The organism is Motiliproteus sp. (genome assembly GCF_965230735.1).
Classification (GTDB): Bacteria; Pseudomonadota; Gammaproteobacteria; order Pseudomonadales; family Balneatricaceae; genus Motiliproteus.
The window spans coordinates 3,532,920-3,550,944 of the sequence record NZ_OZ246016.1 but is presented as its reverse complement, the minus strand read 5'-3'; the positions used below and the strand labels follow the sequence as shown (position 1 = coordinate 3,550,944).

Here is an 18,025-nt window from a genome sequence, read left to right as displayed (position 1 = left end):
TGCAAAGCGACCCAGCCGGTTTCGAGGAGGTCGCGTCAGCAGCGGCGGGAGGCGGTGATCGAGCGGCTTAGCAGGATCACCGGAATCAAACCGACCAGTACAATCAGCAACGCACTCAGCGCCGACTGCTCGATCATTTCATCCGATGCATATTGATAGACCTGGGTTGCCAGGGTATCGAAGTTGAACGGACGCAGGATCAGGGTGGCCGGCAGCTCTTTCATGCAGTCGACGAAAACGACCAAAGCACCGGTCAGAATCCCGCCACGAATCAACGGTAGATGAACCCGAAGCAGCGTCTGCATGCTGTTGAGCCCCAGTGAGCGTGAGGCCATGTCCATGGTCGGGGTGACCTTGATCAGGCTGGACTCGATCGAACCGGCGGCGACCGCCAGAAATCTCACCACGTAAGCGAACAGGATGGCAAAGGCGGTACCACTGAGCAGCAGGCCGGTGGAGAGGTCGAACTGCTCACGCATGAACTCATCCAGGCCGTTATCGAAGGCGGCGAACGGGATGATAACGCCGATCGCCAGTACTGCACCGGGCATGGCATAGCCCAGGCCTGAGGCGCGGATGCCGGTCTTCATCAGTCGGTTGCTGCCGTGTAGCCGGGAGCTGTAGGCCAGCAGTAGTCCGATCAGGCAGCACAGTAGTGCAGCCAGCACTGAAAGTACGAAACTGTTGGTGGCGATGGTTAAGAAGTCTTCGCTCCAGGATTCATCGAAGTAGATCACGGCATAGCGTGCCAGCAACAGCAGCGGCAGCAAGAAGCCGGCGACGAAGGGGAGGCCACAGATCAGTAGTGCGCCCGCTGCGCGCCAGCCGGTTAGCGGATAGGTCTCAAGATTGCCGTAGCGATCGGCACCGCTGAACTGCTTCTGCCGAGAACGGCTGATTCGCTCCAGGCTGATCAGGATGACGACAAAGATCAGCATCATACTGGCAATCTGAGCCGCCCCGCCGAGATTGCCCATATTGAGCCAGGTATCGTAGATGCCGGCGCTCAGGCTTTTGACCGCAAAATAGTCGACCGTACCGAAGTCATTCAGGGTTTCCATCGATACCAGCGACAGTCCCACTGCGATACCAGGGCGGGCAATGGGCAGAGAGACCCGAAAGAAGCTTTGCCAGGCGTTACAGCCCAGGGTGCGACTGGCGGCCTGGATATTGGCCGACTGCTCCAGAAACGCCGCGCGAGCCATCATATAGACGTAGGGGTAGAGCACCAGCGACAGCATCAGAATTGCACCACCGAGGGTGCGGATGTCCGGGAACCAATAGTCGCGGGCGGTCTGCCAGCCAAACCAGTCTCTTAGCGCCATCTGTACCGGGCCGGCATATTCCAGCAGGTCGGTGTAGACGTAGGCGATCACGTAGGCCGGGATGGCGAAGGGCAGTAACAGGGCCCACTCAAACAGTCGGCTGCCGGGGAAGCGGCACATGGTCACCAGCCAGGCAGTGCTGACACCAATTACGATCGACAGGCCGCCGACGCCTGCCAGCAGCAGCAGCGTAGTTTCTATGTAGTGGGGGAGAACGGTTTCGGACAGATGGGCCCAGATATTCTCTTCGGGGAAGAGAGAGATCCAGAAGATCGAAGCGACCGGTAAGCAGACCAGGGTTGCGATGATCAGCGAACCAACCAGCCAGCGCCGTCCCTTGTTAGGGCTTCGCAGGGTTTGTGAGGGAGCGATTGATTCAGATCTGCTGGTCATTCAGGAGCCAAAAACTACAAAAGGGCGACACCTGGCCGCCCTCCAGAAACGATCAGAGATTATCAGTGATCGTACTGTACCTTATCAACCAGTTTGGCCGCCTTGGTACGATTTTCTGCGATGGTCGCCAGACTCAGGGAATCAGCCTTGAAGTCGCTCATGTATTCCTTGACCAGACCTGACAGCGGTGTGCCGGGCTTGACCGGGAATTCATAGTTGACCTGGGCGTACATCTCCTGGCCCTTGGTGCTGCTGAGGAATTCCATCAGCTTGATGGCATTGTCACGGTTCGGGGCATGCTTGGTGACGGCTGCACCGGTGATGTTCATGTGAGCACCGCGATCTTCCTGGTTCGGGAAGACCAGATTGACGGAGTTGGCCCAGTCTACCTGCTCCGGGTTCTTCTTGTTGTGCAGCATCTTGCCGAAGTAATAGGTGTTGCCGATCGCCAGATCGCAGACGCCTTCGTACACAGCCTTCACCTGGGCGCGGTCGTTACCCTGGGGCTTGCGGGCCAGGTTGTCTTTCAGGCCGGCCAGCCATTTCTCGGCTTCTGCTTCACCGTGGTGGGCGATCATGGAGCCGAACAGTGACAGGTTATAGGAGTGCTTGCCGCTACGGGTACAGATACGACCCTTCCATTTCGGATCGGCCAGTTCTTCATAGCTCTTCAGCTCGCCCGGCTTAACGCGGTCTTTGGAGGCGTAAACGATCCGAGAGCGTGCAGTCAGGGCGTACCAGTTGTCGTTGGGATCACGGTACTGCTCGGGAATGTTGGCATCCAGAACTTCGCTTTGTACCGGTTGAGCCAGGCCTTGGTTGACGGCATAGATCAGGTTGCCAGTGTCGGCGGTCAGCAGCAGGTCAGCTTTGCTGTTCTTGCCTTCATTCTTGAGTCGCTCGACCAGGCCTTTCTTGGCGAAAACCACATTGGTCTTGATGCCGGTCTCTTCGGTGAAGGCATCCAGCATCGGCTTGATCAGGAAGGCTTGGCGGAAAGAGTAGATGTTGACCTCTTCGGCAGCCTGGGCAGGCATGATGGCGGCAGCCAGGGGTAGAGCGGCAAGAACAGCGAGTTTTTTCATCGTATTAAGATCCACTAATTAAACGGAAATATAATGAGAAGAATTCTCGTTATATCGGAAATAAAAGTCAATCTTATTTTCAATAACTTTAGTGTTGGTTTGATGCGACAAATGAGCAGGATCAATTTTGTGTGAAACGGGTTGCGGTCTTGCTGAAGTTAACCGCGGTTAGTGGGCCCGAAAAAAAGCTTGGGAAATCGAGATCAGGGGTTGAGTTGTGGTCAGAACAACCGGGCGCAAGCCGCGACGATCGCCGCTTCAACCCGCAAAATCCGCTGGCCCAGGTCGATCGCCTGAAAACCGGTATCGGCCAGTTTATCGATCTCGTAGGGGATAAAGCCGCCCTCCGGGCCGATGGCCAGCACAGTCGGCTGTGTCAGTCCGCGCGGGCATGGCTGAGCATGGTAGGGATGGGCCACCAGGCTTTGTTTGCCTTGACAGATTAAGGGCAGTTCATCTTCGACAAAGGGTTTGAAGCGTTTGCGCAACTGCACTTTGGGCAGTTGGGTTGCCATGCCTTGCTCAAGTCCCAGAATCAAGTGCTCACGAATCTTGTCTTCAGCCAGAAACGGGGTTTGCCAGTAGCTCTTCTCGACCCGGTAGCTGTTGATCAGGATCAGCTCCTGTACGCCGAGGGTGGCGCAGCTTTGAAAGATCCGCTTCAACATCTTGGGGCGCGGCAACGCCAGCAACAGGGTTAGTGGTAGTTGGGGTGGTGGCGATTGATCAAGCTGAACCTCGAGTTCCAGCTGTTGTTGATTCAACTGGATGATGCTGCCCTGGCCCATCGGGCCATCGATCAGACCAACTTTGAGGCTGTCGCCGATTTGGGCGCGATGAACATTCAGCACGTGCTGAAGACGGCGGTCATTGATACGGGCCCGAGTGCTGTCGATAAAGTCCTCGGGTTGGAGTAGTAGCAGATTCATGGGCCGCGATGCTAGACCTTAGTGGTCTCAAGGTCTAGTGCCATTGCTTGGTGAGCTGCGAGGCAGCGCGACGAGAGAGTCAGGACCCGCAAGATGCGGGTCCTGCATGGACTAGTCGTTGATCATAAAGATGACCAGCCGCTTGGGGCCGTGGGCACCCATCTGCAGACGTTGCTCGATATCGGCGCTGCGGGATGGGCCGGTGATCATGTTGACCGTTCTTGGCCAGTTCTCTCCCACGGTCTCACGCAGTTGCTGCCAGGCCTGTTCGTAGAATCCGACGATCTGGCTTTGGCGCAGCGCCACCAGATGAATGTCGGTCAGGAAGTTCATTGTGGTTGGGCTGTTTGGGCCCGAATGCAGCATCAGGGTGCCGGTTTCAGCGATACCGGCGAAGCTAAGAGTCAGGCTGATCGGGTCACCAGCCTGGACTGGGCGCGACTCCACTTTAATATCTTCCAGCGGACTCCAGTCCAGCGCTTCCAGCGCCGCATCGCTACCGCGAAGCAGCTGCTTGAGCTGGTTTTGCTGCAGGAACTCGGCAACGGCGACGGGAAGCTTCTCCAGTGAGTCGATATCGATCAGCTCGGCGGCCGCTTCTTCGGCCATTGAGCGGAAAAGGGCGACCTGGCCTTCGGTATCAAGCTGACCACGGGCCGGAATGGTGTGCCGGGGATGCTGGCTGATTCGCTCGCTCAGCTGGGTCTGGGCTTGCTGACTCAGTTCACCTCGACCGAGGCCGCGGCGGATATTGCCAAGAATCTGATCGCGTGCGTTCTGGCTCATTGCTGGCCTCCTTTATGCTGCTTGTTGCCCTGTTGTTTTTTTCCTTGCTCCTTTTTCCACTGATCCATAAAGGTGCCGCCCTGGGGGGCGGGAAGGTCGCGCCAGGCGGTCCAGCCGTTCTTCAGTGGCAGGGATTTCAGTCGGCCCTTCTTACCGGACAGGGTCTTCAGCGATAGCGAGCTGAGCTTTGCCAGCCAGCGGTAAAGCTTGGGTCGGCGGGCGAATTGAGACCAGACGCCCAGGCCGAAGCGGAAGCCGGTGGGTGATAGGTGTTTTTCAAACTCCCGCTCGCGCCAGTGGCGCATCATCTTCGGCAAAGGAATACGCACCGGGCAGACCGATTCGCAGGTGCCGCAGAAGGTGGAAGCGTTGGGTAGGTGGCCGGCCTTGTCGATGCCGATCAATTTGGGGGTCAACACCGAACCCATCGGGCCGGGGTAGACCCAGCCGTAGGCGTGTCCACCGACGGAGCCATACACCGGGCAGTGGTTCATACAGGCGGAGCAGCGGATACAGCGCAGCATGTCCTGGAAATCGGTACCGACCATCTCGCTGCGACCGTTGTCGAGCAGTACCACGTGGAATTCATCGGGACCGTCTTGATCCTCTTCGCGGCGCGGTCCGGTGGACAGAGTATTGTAGACCGTGAACTCCTGGCCAGTCGCCGAGCGGGCCAGCAGTCGCAGGTAGAGGGTCATATCCTCCAGCGTCGGTACCACCTTGTCGATGGTGGTGATGACCACGTGGACCTTCGGCAGGGTCTGGGTCAGGTCGCCGTTGCCCTCGTTGGTGACGATGATGGTGCTGCCGGTTTCGGCGACACAGAAATTGGCGCCGGTGATGCCCACATCGGCACCGACGAACTGCTTGCGCAGCATCTCACGGGCTTCCTGCATCAGGGCGGCGGGGTCATCGGTGCGCTCGGTGCCATGCTTCTTCGAGAAGATATCGCTGACATCGTCGAGGTTCAGGTGAATCGCAGGAGCGATGATGTGACTGGGGTGATCCTCGCGCAGCTGCAGGATGTATTCGCCCAGGTCTGTTTCGACCGGTTGAACGCCGTTCTCTTCCAGGTAGTCGTTCAGGGCGATCTCTTCAGACACCATCGACTTACCCTTGGTGACGGTCTTGGCGTCGGCGCTCTGGCAGATTTTCAGAATGGCCTCGCGAGCCTGTTGGCCGTCACGGGCCCAGTGAACCTGGCCGCCATGTTTGGTTACGTTGGTTTCGAACTGCTCCAGATAGTAATCCAGATGTTCGATGGTGTGATTTTTCAGGTCGCGGGCCTGGTCGCGCAGTGTTTCGAATTCGGGCATTCGAGCCACGGCGGCGGCACGCTTTTGCGGGAAGCCGTCACGCAGGTTTCCAAGGGCTTTCTGCAGCGATACATCTTCCAGTGCGATGCGGGAGCTGGCTTTGAATTCGGGGGTTTTGATTTCCATCGTAGGGGCCTATGTATGGTTTTTATGGCATTTCTGCAAAGTCAGATATGTGTATTATCTAGGCATGGCCTGCAGTCAATGCTGGCTGCCATTGGCAAAGGGCATAACGATGAGAATGTGCATATCTGGCTTTGCCCGCAGGGGAGCCCAGCCTGAATCGCACTCGGTGTTGTGTCTTTTTGACAGGTTGACACATGCCTGCAAATCCACGCCTTGATTGCGAATCAGGCTGGACTCCAGAAAACCTATAAAAACCATGCATAGGCCCCTTATGCCTCCTGCGCCAGTTCGTAGTTGAACTCTTCAACACTCTGGCCGATGGCCGGGGTGTCGGTCATACCGGCCAGTACCTCGACCACGTGGCGTACCTCGAGCTTTTCACCTTCGCGCTTGAGCTTGCCGGCCATATTCAGCAGGCAACCCAGGTCGCCACCGAGCAGGACGTCGGCCTTGGTGGCGGCAGCGTTCTTGGTCTTGTTGCCGACCATGCGATTGGAGATATCCGGGTACTTGATGCAGAAGGTACCGCCAAAGCCACAGCAGGTTTCGGCCTCTTCCATCTCTTCGATCTCGACGCCGTCAACCTTGCCCAGCAGATGGCGTGGCTGCTTTTTAATACCCAGTTCACGCAGGCCGGCACAGGAATCATGGTAGGTCACTTTCTTGGCGTAGCTCTCCAGACTCAGGTCGGCACCGATCACATCGGTCAGAAACGAGGTGATCTCGAAGGCGCGCTTGGCCAGATCTACTGCACGATCGTGGTAGGGGTCGGTCTTTTCAAACAGCTGCGGGTAATCGTGCAGCATGCCGATGCAGGAGCCGGAAGGGCCGACGACATATTCGTAACCGTCGAAGCTGTCGATCACGCCGCGGGCGATCTCGGCAGTGGAGCGGCGATCGCCGGAGTTATAGGTCGGCTGTCCGCAACAAGTTTGAGTGTCAGGAACTTCGACTCGGCAGCCCGCCATCTCCAGCAGTTTAACCGTGGCGAAGCCGATGCTGGGGCGGAACATATCGACCAGGCAGGTGACGAACAGGCCTACCTGCGGCGAGCGGCCAGTAGTGGGGGTTGGGGTAGTGGTCATGTGTTTATCCGGCGGTCACTGGGGCTTGTGCCCTCGTTATTAGTTGAGGCTACTTTATCCTGTCATTGAATCGGCGCTAAACTAATTGCTGGAACTGGTCTGACCAAGTTGGTTTTTTGGGTCAGTTCAGTCTGGCGGTATGGCGAGTCTATCGATGAACACCAGTATAGTTTGGGTCTTTAAATGCAGCGTCAGAATGGTGAACGGGTCCAGCTGAGTCGTTCTAAGCAGTTAGCGGCTTTGTTGAAGCAGGCGATAATCGAAGGTGAAATTCGTCCGGGAGCCAAGCTGGATTCTGAGCGCGTCTTGGGGCAGCGGTTTCAAACCTCGCGAGCGACGGTGCGTGAAGCGATCAACGAGCTTCGCGGAGCCGGGTTGGTGCAAACTCAGCATGGCGGCGGTAGTCGCTGTCAGAATTTGCTGGAACCGTTCTTTCAAGATGATTCCGAATCGATCTCTGAGCCGGGATTGGCGCTGCAGCAGCAGGTACTGGAGATGCGAGAGATGCTTGAAGGGGAGGCGGCCTACTACTGTGCCGATCGGGCCAGCGATGATGAGTTGCAGGCGTTGGCGCAGGAGTATGCCCGAATGGGGCAAAGTAATGCGGGGGCCAACACATTGCGCCAAGCCAAGCTGGATCTGGGCTTTCATATGCGGATCGCCGAGCAGAGTCACCACCTGTTGGTGCTGTCATTGAGTCAGCTGCTTTATACCCGTTACTTCAACGCGATCTATGGTGTGCTGTCACAGACATTCAAGAAGAAAGGGCGCTACCCGGAGCATATCGGTGCCCAGCATCGGCATATCTTTCAAGCCATCATGGATCGTGATGCCGAAGGAGCGCGTCGAGCGGCGAGGGAGCATATCGCCTATACGCGGGGACTGCTGCTGTCATAAAGCGGCAACCTTTCTGGGGTCAAATAAATTGTTGATTCGAGTCTGTTGTCGCTCGCCTGCCGCTGCTAGAATGCTGCGCTTGTTAACGCCCGGTCAATGGTAAGAATGAATTCGGGCGTCTGCCTTTTTGGAAATCTGTTTCAAAAATATCAATTCATGTGGCCTTTGGTAGGGGTCACCACTGGAAAGGATTTAACATGCCTGTAATCACCCTTCCTGACGGAAGTACCCGTCAATTTGATCAAGCCGTTTCTGTTCACGATGTCGCCGCCTCCATTGGTGCGGGCCTGGCTAAGGCTGCGTTAGCCGGTCGGGTTAACGGAGAGATGGTCGACACCAGTTACGTCATTGACGCTGATTCTGAGTTGTCGATTATCACCGCTCGCGATGAGGATGGTCTGGAAGTAATTCGTCATTCCTGTGCCCACCTGATGGCGATGGCGGTCCAGCAGTTGTTCCCGGGTGCGCAAGTGACCATCGGTCCGGTTATTGAGGACGGCTTCTATTATGACTTCGCCTACGAGCGTCCGTTTACGCCGGAAGATCTGACCAAGATCGAGAAGAAGATGGCTGAGTTGGCCAAGCAGAATCTGCCGGTCACCCGCTCGCTGATGAGTCGCGACGAAGCCACCAAAATGTTCGACGAGATGGGTGAAGCGTATAAGGTTGAGCTGCTGCAGGCGGTTCCCGAGGCGGAAGATCTGTCGTTCTACTCGCAGGGCGATTTTATCGATCTGTGCCGTGGCCCTCACGTGCCTTCAACCGGCCATATCAAAGCCTTCAAACTGATGAAGGTGGCGGGCGCTTACTGGCGTGGTGACTCCAACAACGAGATGCTGCAGCGGATTTACGGTACCGCCTGGGGAGACAAAAAGGCTCTCAAGGCTTACCTGCACCGTCTGGAAGAGGCCGAGAAGCGCGATCACCGTAAACTGGGCAAGCAGCTGAACCTGTTCCATCTGCAGGAAGAAGCGCCGGGTATGGTGTTCTGGCATCCGAACGGCTGGACCCTGTACCAGCAGATCGAGAGCTACATGCGCGCCAAGCTGACCCAGCATGATTATCAGGAAATCAAGACGCCGCAGGTGGTCGAACGCACCCTGTGGGAGAAGTCAGGTCACTGGGATAAATTCTCCGACGAGATGTTCACCACCAGCTCCGAGAGCCGTGACTACGCGATCAAACCGATGAACTGCCCCTGTCACGTGCAGGTGTTCAACCAGGGGTTGCGCTCCTACCGTGATCTGCCGCTGCGACTGGCCGAGTTCGGTAGCTGTCACCGTAACGAGCCGTCCGGTGCGCTGCACGGAATCATGCGGGTTCGTGGCTTTGTTCAGGATGACGCGCACATCTTCTGTGCCGAAAATGCGATCCAGTCTGAGGTGGCACGCTTTATCGACTTCCTCCACGAAGTCTACGATGACTTCGGCTTTACCGAGGTGATCTACAAACTTTCGACTCGCCCGGAAAAACGGGTCGGTTCCGATGAGAGCTGGGATAAGGCTGAGAAGGCGCTGGCCGATGCGCTGAATACCGCTAGTCTGGATTGGGAAGAGCTGCCGGGCGAGGGTGCCTTCTATGGTCCCAAGATCGAATTCTCGCTGAAGGACTGTCTGGGCCGGGTTTGGCAGTGCGGTACTATTCAGGTCGATTTCTCAATGCCGGGCCGTCTCGATGCACAGTTCGTTAATGAGTCGGGTGAGCGGGAAACACCGGTGATGTTGCATCGGGCGATCCTGGGTTCCTTCGAGCGCTTTATCGGTATTTTGATCGAGAACTATGCCGGTGCGATGCCGACCTGGTTGGCGCCGATGCAGGCGGTGATTCTGAATATTACCGATAATCAGGCCGAATTCTGCCAAGAAATCGCCAAAACCCTGAAAGATCGTGGATTTAGAGTCCATGCGGACTTGAGAAACGAAAAGATCGGCTTTAAAATCCGCGAGCACACAATTCAGAAGGTTCCTTATCAGCTCGTGGTGGGCGATAAGGAGGTCGAATCTAAGAGCGTGACCGTACGTTTGAGAACCGGAGAAGATCTCGGTTCGATGAGCATCGAAGAGTTTGTCCAGACACTGGAACAGGATGTTGCACGTAAAGGTCGGGCCGTAGCGGAGAGCTAAAAGATTAAAAGAGGAAGCAGCAAGGGCGCGAGCAAGAAGGCCATCATCAATGAAGCGATTGAGGCCAACGAAGTTCGCCTGGTAGGCGCCGAAAGTGAGCAGCTGGGTATTGTTACCCTGGAAGAAGCGCTCCAGCAGGCACAAACGGCATCACTGGATCTTGTACTGATCGCGCCCGATGCGCAGCCGCCGGTCTGTAAGCTAATGGACTACGGCAAGCATGTTTTTGAACTGAAGAAGCAGAAAGCGGCTCAGAAAAAGAAGCAGAAGCAGACTCAGATCAAAGAGATGAAGTTCCGTCCAGGAACTGAAGAGGGGGATTATCAGGTAAAACTACGCAACCTGGTACGTTTCCTAGAAGCGGGAGATAAGGCCAAAGTGTCTTTGCGTTTCCGTGGTCGTGAGATGGCCCACCAGGAGTTGGGTATGCAGCTGTTGAAACGGGTCGAAGCCGACCTCGAAGAGCTGGGTACCGTCGAACAACATCCGAAGATGGAAGGCCGTCAGATGATCATGGTCATCGCCCCGAAAAAGAAGAAGTAACCCGTCTTCATAGCAAGTCCGCATCGTCGCTGTTCGCAGTGACGTAGCGGGCTTTTGCCGTTTCAGCTTAGGCCGGAACGGGGTTGAAGAGACTGGGGTTATATAGAAATCAACGAATGCGTGGAGTTTTTTGTTATGCCTAAAATGAAAAAGTGCAGCGGTGCAGCTAAGCGTTTTAAAGCGACCGCGAACGGCTTCAAGCGGAAGTCTTCCCACACTAGCCACATCCTGACCAAGAAGAGCACCAAGCGTAAGCGCCACCTGCGTGGCACTTCAGAAGTTCACGCTTCTGACGTCGCTCTGGTTAAGCGCATGTTGCGCCAGTCTTAATCTGGTTATTGATAAGTTAGTTAGAAGGAAGGAATTATGGCTCGCGTAAAACGTGGTGTTATCGCTCGTCGTCGTCACAAGAAAATTCTCAAGCAGGCTAAAGGTTACTACGGTGCCCGTAGCCGTGTGTTCCGTGTTGCCAAACAGGCAGTCATCAAAGCAGGTCAGTACGCTTACCGCGACCGTCGTCAGCGCAAGCGTCAGTTCCGTGCTCTGTGGATTGCCCGTATCAACGCCGCAGCACGTATCAACGGTCTGTCCTACAGCCGCCTGATCGCCGGTCTCAAGAAAGCTTCTATCGAGATCGACCGTAAGGTTCTGGCTGACCTGGCCGTACACGAGAAAGAGGCCTTTAGTGCGATCGTTGAAAAAGCCAAGGGTGCCCTGGCCTAATCAACAGCGATCTGCATTGAATCGCTCAGTGACTTGTTAGTCACTGTTTTGAATAGGGGAAGGGTGAAAATCCTTCCCCTGTTTTTGTTTTAAGAGACACAAAGTTACGTCACCTGCAAAAGCAGAGTGAGCAACAACAGATTCAGGTTGTGCCCAGCGTAATCACGATGGGGGCAACCACAATGGGGCATACAATGCCCACGGTAGTCGGAACCGAAGATGGAAAACCTAGATAGCCTGTTGGCCCAGGGTAAAGAGGCCGTAGATAACGCCACCGATGCACAGCAACTGGATCAGGTGCGGGTGCAGTTTCTGGGCAAAAAGGGTGAGCTGACCCAGTTGCTGAAAGGGCTGGGTAAACTCAGCGCCGAAGAGCGGCCGCAGGCAGGCGCCAAGATCAACGAAGCCAAGCAGCAGCTGTCCGAGCAGATCAACGCGCGTAAAGCGGCGCTGGATGCCGAAGCGTTGAACGCCAAGCTGGCTTCAGAAACCATCGATGTCACGCTGCCAGGTCGCGGCCAGCACAGCGGTGGTTTGCATCCGGTAACCCGTACCATGGAGCGGATCGAGCGCTTCTTCGCCGGGGTCGGCTACGGCGTTGAGCAGGGGCCGGAGATCGAGGATGACTTCCATAACTTCGAGGCGTTGAATATCCCGGCGCATCACCCGGCGCGGGCGATGCACGATACCTTCTACTTCGACGCCCACACGTTGCTGCGGACTCATACCTCGCCGGTTCAAATCCGTACCATGGAGCAGCAGGAACCGCCGATTCGGGTTATCTGTCCGGGACGGGTTTACCGTTGCGACTCCGACTTGACCCACACTCCGATGTTCCATCAGGTGGAAGGTCTGCTGGTTGATACCGACGTCAGCTTTGCCGACCTTAAAGGCACCGTCGAAGAGTTTCTGCGTGAGTTCTTCGAGCAGGAGTTGGCGGTACGTTTCCGTCCCTCCTATTTCCCGTTCACTGAGCCCTCAGCTGAGGTCGATATCGCCTGTGTGATGTGTGAAGGCGAAGGCTGCCGAGTTTGTAGTCATACCGGCTGGCTCGAGGTAATGGGTTGCGGCATGGTTCACCCGAAGGTGTTTGAGTCCTGCAACGTCGACACCGAAACCTACAGCGGTTTTGCCTTCGGCATGGGGGTAGAACGGTTGGCGATGCTGCGTTACGGCGTCAATGACCTGCGCTTATTCTTCGAGAACGATCTGCGCTTCCTGCAGCAGTTCAAATAAATCGACTCAGGATTAACCAGCGAGCCGTTCAAGCGTGAACCGAACGGCTACGGCAACAGAATAGACGGAATCAGGCGATGAAATTCAGTGAGAAGTGGTTGCGGGAGTGGGTAAACCCCGCCATTGAGACAGACGCACTGGTGGCGCAGATCACCATGGCAGGTCTTGAAGTAGACGGTGTCGAGCCGGCAGCGGCGGAATTTAGCGGTGTCGTGATCGGTGAGATCGAAGCTGCTGAGCAACACCCCAATGCCGACAAACTGCAGGTTTGTCGTGTCAGTGATGGCAGTGAAACCTTTCAGGTTGTCTGCGGCGCACCCAACGCCCGTGCAGGCCTGCGGGTTGCCTTTGCGAAAGTGGGTGCGGTACTGCCGGGTAACTTCAAGATTAAGAAAGCCAAACTGCGCCAGGTCGAGTCTTTCGGCATGCTCTGCTCCGGTGAGGAGTTGGGTATCAACGAAGACAACGATGGCATCATGGAGCTGCCGACTCAGGCCCAGCCGGGTCAGGACCTGCGTGAGTTCTTCGATCTCGACGACCAGATTATCGAGGTTGACCTGACTCCCAACCGTGGTGACTGCCTCAGCATTGCCGGTCTGGCCCGTGAAGTGGGTGTGCTGAATAAAGCACCGGTGACCGAAGTTGCGGTTGAGCCGGTTGCAGCCACGATTGACGATACCTTCCCGATCGAAATCGAAGCTGGAGAGGGTTGTGCCCGTTTTGTCGGTCGTGTGATCAAGGGGATCGATCCGACCGCGACTACGCCGGTGTGGATGGTCGAGAAGCTGCGCCGTAGCGGTATTCGCAGCATCGATCCGGTGGTCGACATCACCAACTACGTAATGCTGGAGCTGGGTCAGCCGATGCACGCCTACGACCTGGCGACCCTGAACGGCGGTATCCGCGTTCGGATGGCCGATGCCGGTGAGAAACTGACCCTGCTCGATGGGCAGGAATGCGAGCTGAACAACGACACCCTGCTGATCGCCGATCATCAAGGTCCGCTGGGGCTGGCCGGAATCATGGGGGGCGAAGGCTCCGGTGTTGCCGAGCAGAGCCGTGACATCTTCCTTGAGTGTGCTTACTTTAACCCGCTGGCGATTGCCGGTAAGGCGCGCTCCTACGGTCTGCATACCGATGCGTCGCACCGTTTCGAGCGTGGTGTTGACCCCGAACTGCAGGTTAAGGCCAGCGAGCGTGCTACTGCTCTGTTGCTGGAGATCGTCGGCGGTCAGGCCGGTCCGATCACCGAAGTTGCGCTTGAACAGCACCTGCCAGCATCTCGTACCGTCAAGCTTCGTGCCGAGCGGATCAAGAAGCTGCTGTCGCTGGACATCGAGGCTGCCGAAGTCGAAGAGATTCTGACCCGTCTGGGTATGGGTGTTAGTGCCGACGGCGATAGCGCTTGGCGGGTCGATGTGCCGGCGTACCGTTTCGACGTATCGCTGGAAGAGGACTTGCTGGAAGAGTTGGCCCGTATCTACGGCTACAACCGGATGCCGGTTCGTACCAACCATGCGACTCTGAAACTGACCCCGCAGCCGGAAGCCCAAAAAGGCCTGCCGGATCTGCGTCGTCTGCTGGTGGCCCGTGGTTACCAGGAAGCGATTACCTACAGCTTTGTCGAGCCGGGCATGCTGGCTAAGTTTGACTCCAAGCACCAGCCGGTGGCGCTAGCCAACCCGATCTCTGCTGATATGGCGGTCATGCGGACCACCCTGTGGCCGGGCCTGATCAAAGCGATGCAGCACAATCAGCATCGCCAGCAGAGCCGAATTCGTCTGTTTGAAACCGGTCAGCGCTTTGTGCCGGGTGACAATGGTCTGACCCAGGATGACGTGATTGCTGGCGCACTGTTCGGTACCTGCAATCCGGAAGGTTGGACGGGTCACAAGCGTGCCGTCGACTTCTTTGATGTGAAGGGCGACCTGGAAGCGCTGTTGGCGGTCAATGGCGATGCCAATGCGTTTGAATTCGAAGCGGCGCAACATGAGGCCCTGCACCCGGGGCAGACCGCTGCGATCAAGCGCGATGGCGAACTGGTGGGCTACGTCGGTGCGCTGCACCCCAGCCTATGCAAAGATCTGGGGCTTAACGGTCCGGTGTTCCTGTTTGAACTGGCGCTGGATGCGGTGATGGTTGACCGTCTGCCGACCTTTAGCGAGCTGTCCAAGTACCCGGGTACCAGCCGGGATATGGCGCTGGTGGTAGATCAGCAGGTGGCGGTTGCCAAGGTGCTTCAGTTGACCCGCGAAAAAGCCGGTGAGTGGCTCAAGGATGTCACCCTGTTTGATGTCTATAGCGGCGAAGGTATTGAAAACGGTAAAAAAAGTTTGGCTCTCAGCTTGACCTGGCAGCATCCATCGCACACGCTTAATGACGAGGAAGTCAACCAGTTCTTTGATGCCGTTGTGTCTGCCGCCAAACAACAGTTGGGTGCAGCGCTGAGAAGCTAACGACACTAAGGGCTTATTTCGCACAGGAGGCTCCATGAGCTCTTTGACCAAAGCTGAGATGTCCGAGCGCTTGTTCGACGAGATCGGTTTGAACAAGCGTGAAGCCAAAGAGATGGTCGAATCGTTCTTCGATGAGATTCGTACTTGTCTGTCAGAGAACGAACAGGTCAAACTTTCGGGCTTTGGTAACTTCGATTTGCGTGACAAGCGTGAGCGGCCGGGACGGAACCCTAAAACCGGTGAGGAAGTGCCTATCACCGCTCGCCGAGTGGTTACCTTTCGTCCCGGACAGAAGCTGAAAGAAAAAGTCGAAACCTATGCCGACTCAGCAGACTGAGCCGGCTCCTCCCATACCCGACAAACGCTACTTCACCATCGGTGAAGTAGCGTCTTTGTGTGGGCTAAAGCCTCACGTATTGCGCTATTGGGAGCAGGAGTTCGAGCAGCTCCAGCCGGTCAAGCGCCGCGGCAACCGGCGTTACTATCAGCGCCAGGATGTGCTGCTGGTGCGTCAGCTTTCTCATCTGCTATACGAGCAGGGCTTTACCATTGCCGGTGCCCGTCAATGGCTCGATGGCGAGCAGGCCGATGATGATAATCAGCGCTCCCAGCAGTTGATTCGACAGACAATTTCCGAACTTGAGCAGTTGCTCGTTACCCTCAAATCGGTCTAGTCCGAATTTTCCGAACCGGCTCTTCCACTGACTTGGGGGATGGGGTAGTATTCGCTCTCGCTGTCGCAAGGCAGCTGTAATTGCCTGAATTCGGGGCGTAGCGCAGTCTGGTAGCGCACTTGCATGGGGTGCAAGGGGTCGCAGGTTCAAATCCTGCCGTCCCGACCATTATCCGGTCGATCGAATTCACTTCCTGTACTGCTCGGTACATCCCGGAAGTCAGCAGGCAGTTCTCTTAGTCGGGGCGTAGCGCAGTCTGGTAGCGCACTTGCATGGGGTGCAAGGGGTCGCAGGTTCAAATCCTGCCGTCCCGACCATTATCCGGTCGATCGAATTTACTTCCTGTGCCGCTCGGTACATCCCGGAACTCAGCAGGCCGTTCTCTTAGTCGGGGCGTAGCGCAGTCTGGTGGCGGCTCTTTGCCTGACGATGGCATGGGGTGGAAGGATCAAATCCTGCCGTCCCGACCATTATCCGGTCGATCGAATTTACTTCCTGTGCCGCTCGGTACATCCCGCAACTCAGCAGGCCGTTCTCTTAGTCGGGGCGTAGCGCTGTCCGGTAGCGGCTCTTTGCCTGACGATGGCATGGGGTGGAAGGATCTAATTCTGCCGTCCCGACCATTATCTGGTCGATCGAATTTACTTCCTGTGCCGCTCGGTACATCCCGCAACTCAGCAGGCCGTTCTCTTAGTCGGGGCGTAGCGCTGTCCGGTAGCGGCTCTTTGCCTGACGATGGCATGGGGTGGAAGGATCAAATCCTGCTGTGCCGAGCTGCGTCTCGAGAAACAGTTTTGGTGGGCTGAATTGCGTGGTTGGTGATCGTCACCAGCTGATTGGCTATTCGTAATCCTGCTTGATCTTCCAGTCGTTCTGCTGCTCTTCGAATTTGCTCCATTCATCCTGCTCTTTGGTTTGCGGTTTGGACGCCGCTTCGGCTTCGGCGATCTGCTGCTTGAGCTGTTTGACCTTGTTGGTAAGGTGCTGAATCCGCTTATTGAACAGGTTCTTGGTATTGATCCGCTTGAGTTTCTTTAAGCAATTGCTGTAGTGGACGGCTGCGACCTTGACCTTCTTGTTCTGCTCCGCGTTACGGGCAGTGATCAGGGCGATGTCGACGCTGATCAGTTCAAACATCATCTTGCCCTGATTGGAGTACTTCACGGCAGAGGCTTTGTCGAGGCTGCCCTCTTTGCTCATCGCCACGATGGTGTTGACCAGGTCCTTGATCCGGGCACGCAGTCCTTGGCCGCTGATGGGGTCGCTGAAAGGAGGCTTGAGGGAATCCAAAGCACTCTTGAATTCCTGCTTCTGAAGCTCGTCGATTTTTTTCGCCAGGGCACCCGCGCTGGCATGACGGGGGTCGAGTTCAAGAATCTCATGGCAGTTGCGCTTGAGCAGCGTCAGCATGAATTGGCGCAGGTCGGCGGTCATATAATTGTGTGGGATATCGCTGAGCATCGAGCTGATGCGGCGGATGCGCTCGTTGATTACCTTGATTTTCAATGCGCGCGCCTTGCGTGCATTTTCCATCGACTGGGCCACAAAGGCGGCGCCCACCATCACGACGATACCCACGATAATCAACGTGACGATGGTGGCAGGACTCATAAGCTCTCCGGTGGTCAGGGGACATCTAACACCCTAGGTTTTTCCAGCTACCAAGATAGCTTGAAGCCCTTATGACGGCAATGGCTTTCAACCAGGTTACTGCGCTCTATCGGCGGTTGTGGGATTTGCTTGAATTGGCAATCCGATCCGGTGCGGGTTTGATTGTTTGTCGGTGCGGTTTTCAAAAGCAAAATTGAGTGGAAATTGATCGTTGCTGGGTGTTTTTTATTCGATCGGAGAGGGCGGCTGGTGGCTCTTCTATAGCCTGTTAAATTTTCTGAAAAAAAGTGCCGTTGGTCGCTTGACGCGTTTTTTTTAAGTCCCTATTATACGCGCCTCCTTTGATGAGGATTCAAAGGAAGCGCGACGTCCCATTCGTCTAGTGGCCTAGGACACCGCCCTTTCACGGCGGTAACAGGGGTTCGAACCCCCTATGGGACGCCATCGCGGGAATAGCTCAGTTGGTAGAGCGCAACCTTGCCAAGGTTGAGGTCGCCGGTTCGAACCCGGTTTCCCGCTCCAAATCCTCAAGGCTGCGTCCCATTCGTCTAGTGGCCTAGGACACCGCCCTTTCACGGCGGTAACAGGGGTTCGAACCCCCTATGGGACGCCATCGCGGGAATAGCTCAGTTGGTAGAGCGCAACCTTGCCAAGGTTGAGGTCGCCGGTTCGAACCCGGTTTCCCGCTCCAATCTTTATTTCTCCCCCTTACTTTCC

16 protein-coding genes and 6 tRNA genes are annotated in these 18,025 nt (G+C 56.3%); 15 read left to right on the top strand and 7 right to left on the bottom strand.

From position 1 onward, the window contains the following. Positions 1-35 precede the first annotated feature (35 nt). The 6 genes from ACO05M_RS16415 to ACO05M_RS16390 all read right to left on the bottom strand — a co-directional run bounded on the left by ACO05M_RS16415 (position 36) and on the right by ACO05M_RS16390 (position 7,045). Entirely contained in the window at positions 36-1,718 is a 1,683-nt protein-coding gene (locus ACO05M_RS16415) for an ABC transporter permease (protein WP_421865312.1), read from the bottom strand. A 62-nt stretch (positions 1,719-1,780) separates the two neighbouring features. Then, positions 1,781-2,803 (bottom strand): Fe(3+) ABC transporter substrate-binding protein, encoded by a 1,023-nt coding sequence (locus ACO05M_RS16410; RefSeq protein ID WP_421865309.1) that lies wholly within the window; start codon positions 2,801-2,803, stop codon positions 1,781-1,783. A 221-nt stretch (positions 2,804-3,024) separates the two neighbouring features. Then, positions 3,025-3,732: a 16S rRNA (uracil(1498)-N(3))-methyltransferase gene (locus ACO05M_RS16405; RefSeq protein WP_421865305.1), complete on the bottom strand. Its 708-nt coding sequence runs from the start codon at positions 3,730-3,732 to the stop codon at positions 3,025-3,027. Between the two features lie 111 nt (positions 3,733-3,843). After that, positions 3,844-4,518, bottom strand: coding sequence for a LutC/YkgG family protein (locus ACO05M_RS16400; protein ID WP_421865302.1), 675 nt, complete (start codon positions 4,516-4,518; stop codon positions 3,844-3,846). Beyond that, complete coding sequence (locus tag ACO05M_RS16395; protein ID WP_421865299.1) at positions 4,515-5,960, bottom strand: LutB/LldF family L-lactate oxidation iron-sulfur protein; 1,446 nt, start codon at positions 5,958-5,960, stop codon at positions 4,515-4,517. Before ACO05M_RS16395 ends, ACO05M_RS16400 begins: the two co-directional genes overlap by 4 nt. A gap of 269 nt (positions 5,961-6,229) precedes the next feature. Continuing rightward, the gene (locus ACO05M_RS16390; protein WP_421865295.1) at positions 6,230-7,045 is read right to left on the bottom strand and encodes a (Fe-S)-binding protein; all 816 of its coding nucleotides are present in this window, start codon (positions 7,043-7,045) and stop codon (positions 6,230-6,232) included. A 183-nt stretch (positions 7,046-7,228) separates the two neighbouring features. Between ACO05M_RS16390 and ACO05M_RS16385 the strand changes: the two genes are divergently transcribed. From ACO05M_RS16385 to ACO05M_RS16335, 11 genes are all read left to right on the top strand, one after another. Continuing rightward, positions 7,229-7,942: a FadR/GntR family transcriptional regulator gene (locus ACO05M_RS16385; RefSeq protein WP_421865292.1), complete on the top strand. Its 714-nt coding sequence runs from the start codon at positions 7,229-7,231 to the stop codon at positions 7,940-7,942. 197 nt (positions 7,943-8,139) lie between these two features. Continuing rightward, complete coding sequence (thrS, locus tag ACO05M_RS16380) at positions 8,140-10,065, top strand: threonine--tRNA ligase (protein WP_421865289.1); 1,926 nt, start codon at positions 8,140-8,142, stop codon at positions 10,063-10,065. 3 nt (positions 10,066-10,068) lie between these two features. After that, complete coding sequence (gene infC / locus ACO05M_RS16375; RefSeq protein WP_421870771.1) at positions 10,069-10,608, top strand: translation initiation factor IF-3; 540 nt, start codon at positions 10,069-10,071, stop codon at positions 10,606-10,608. A 135-nt stretch (positions 10,609-10,743) separates the two neighbouring features. Continuing rightward, the gene (rpmI, locus tag ACO05M_RS16370; RefSeq protein ID WP_114695454.1) at positions 10,744-10,938 is read left to right on the top strand and encodes a 50S ribosomal protein L35; all 195 of its coding nucleotides are present in this window, start codon (positions 10,744-10,746) and stop codon (positions 10,936-10,938) included. 36 nt (positions 10,939-10,974) lie between these two features. Next, complete coding sequence (gene rplT / locus ACO05M_RS16365; RefSeq protein WP_114695455.1) at positions 10,975-11,331, top strand: 50S ribosomal protein L20; 357 nt, start codon at positions 10,975-10,977, stop codon at positions 11,329-11,331. Between the two features lie 219 nt (positions 11,332-11,550). Next, the gene (pheS, locus tag ACO05M_RS16360) at positions 11,551-12,567 is read left to right on the top strand and encodes a phenylalanine--tRNA ligase subunit alpha (RefSeq protein WP_421865286.1); all 1,017 of its coding nucleotides are present in this window, start codon (positions 11,551-11,553) and stop codon (positions 12,565-12,567) included. A gap of 77 nt (positions 12,568-12,644) precedes the next feature. Beyond that, on the top strand, positions 12,645-15,023 hold the full coding sequence (pheT, locus tag ACO05M_RS16355; RefSeq protein ID WP_421865283.1) for a phenylalanine--tRNA ligase subunit beta: 2,379 nt from the start codon (positions 12,645-12,647) through the stop codon (positions 15,021-15,023). A 34-nt stretch (positions 15,024-15,057) separates the two neighbouring features. After that, on the top strand, positions 15,058-15,360 hold the full coding sequence (ihfA, locus tag ACO05M_RS16350; protein WP_421865280.1) for an integration host factor subunit alpha: 303 nt from the start codon (positions 15,058-15,060) through the stop codon (positions 15,358-15,360). Then, the gene (locus tag ACO05M_RS16345; protein WP_421865277.1) at positions 15,341-15,697 is read left to right on the top strand and encodes a MerR family transcriptional regulator; all 357 of its coding nucleotides are present in this window, start codon (positions 15,341-15,343) and stop codon (positions 15,695-15,697) included. Before ihfA ends, ACO05M_RS16345 begins: the two co-directional genes overlap by 20 nt. A 91-nt stretch (positions 15,698-15,788) precedes the next feature. Then, positions 15,789-15,865 (top strand) — tRNA-Pro (locus ACO05M_RS16340). A 72-nt stretch (positions 15,866-15,937) separates the two neighbouring features. Continuing rightward, a tRNA-Pro gene (locus tag ACO05M_RS16335) sits at positions 15,938-16,014 on the top strand. A 523-nt stretch (positions 16,015-16,537) separates the two neighbouring features. On the opposite strand, the gene ACO05M_RS16330 is transcribed toward ACO05M_RS16335, so the two are convergent. Continuing rightward, positions 16,538-17,308 carry a hypothetical protein gene (locus ACO05M_RS16330; protein ID WP_421865275.1) on the bottom strand — a complete coding sequence of 257 codons (771 nt, stop codon included), beginning with the start codon at positions 17,306-17,308 and terminating at the stop codon, positions 16,538-16,540. Between the two features lie 368 nt (positions 17,309-17,676). Here ACO05M_RS16330 and ACO05M_RS16325 point away from each other — a divergent pair. From ACO05M_RS16325 to ACO05M_RS16310, 4 genes are all read left to right on the top strand, one after another. Then, positions 17,677-17,752, top strand: a tRNA-Glu gene (locus tag ACO05M_RS16325). Positions 17,753-17,754: 2 nt separating this feature from the next. Continuing rightward, a tRNA-Gly gene (locus ACO05M_RS16320) sits at positions 17,755-17,830 on the top strand. A 15-nt stretch (positions 17,831-17,845) separates the two neighbouring features. Then, positions 17,846-17,921 (top strand) — tRNA-Glu (locus ACO05M_RS16315). Between the two features lie 2 nt (positions 17,922-17,923). Next, positions 17,924-17,999 (top strand) — tRNA-Gly (locus tag ACO05M_RS16310). The last annotated feature ends 26 nt before the right edge of the window (positions 18,000-18,025 follow it).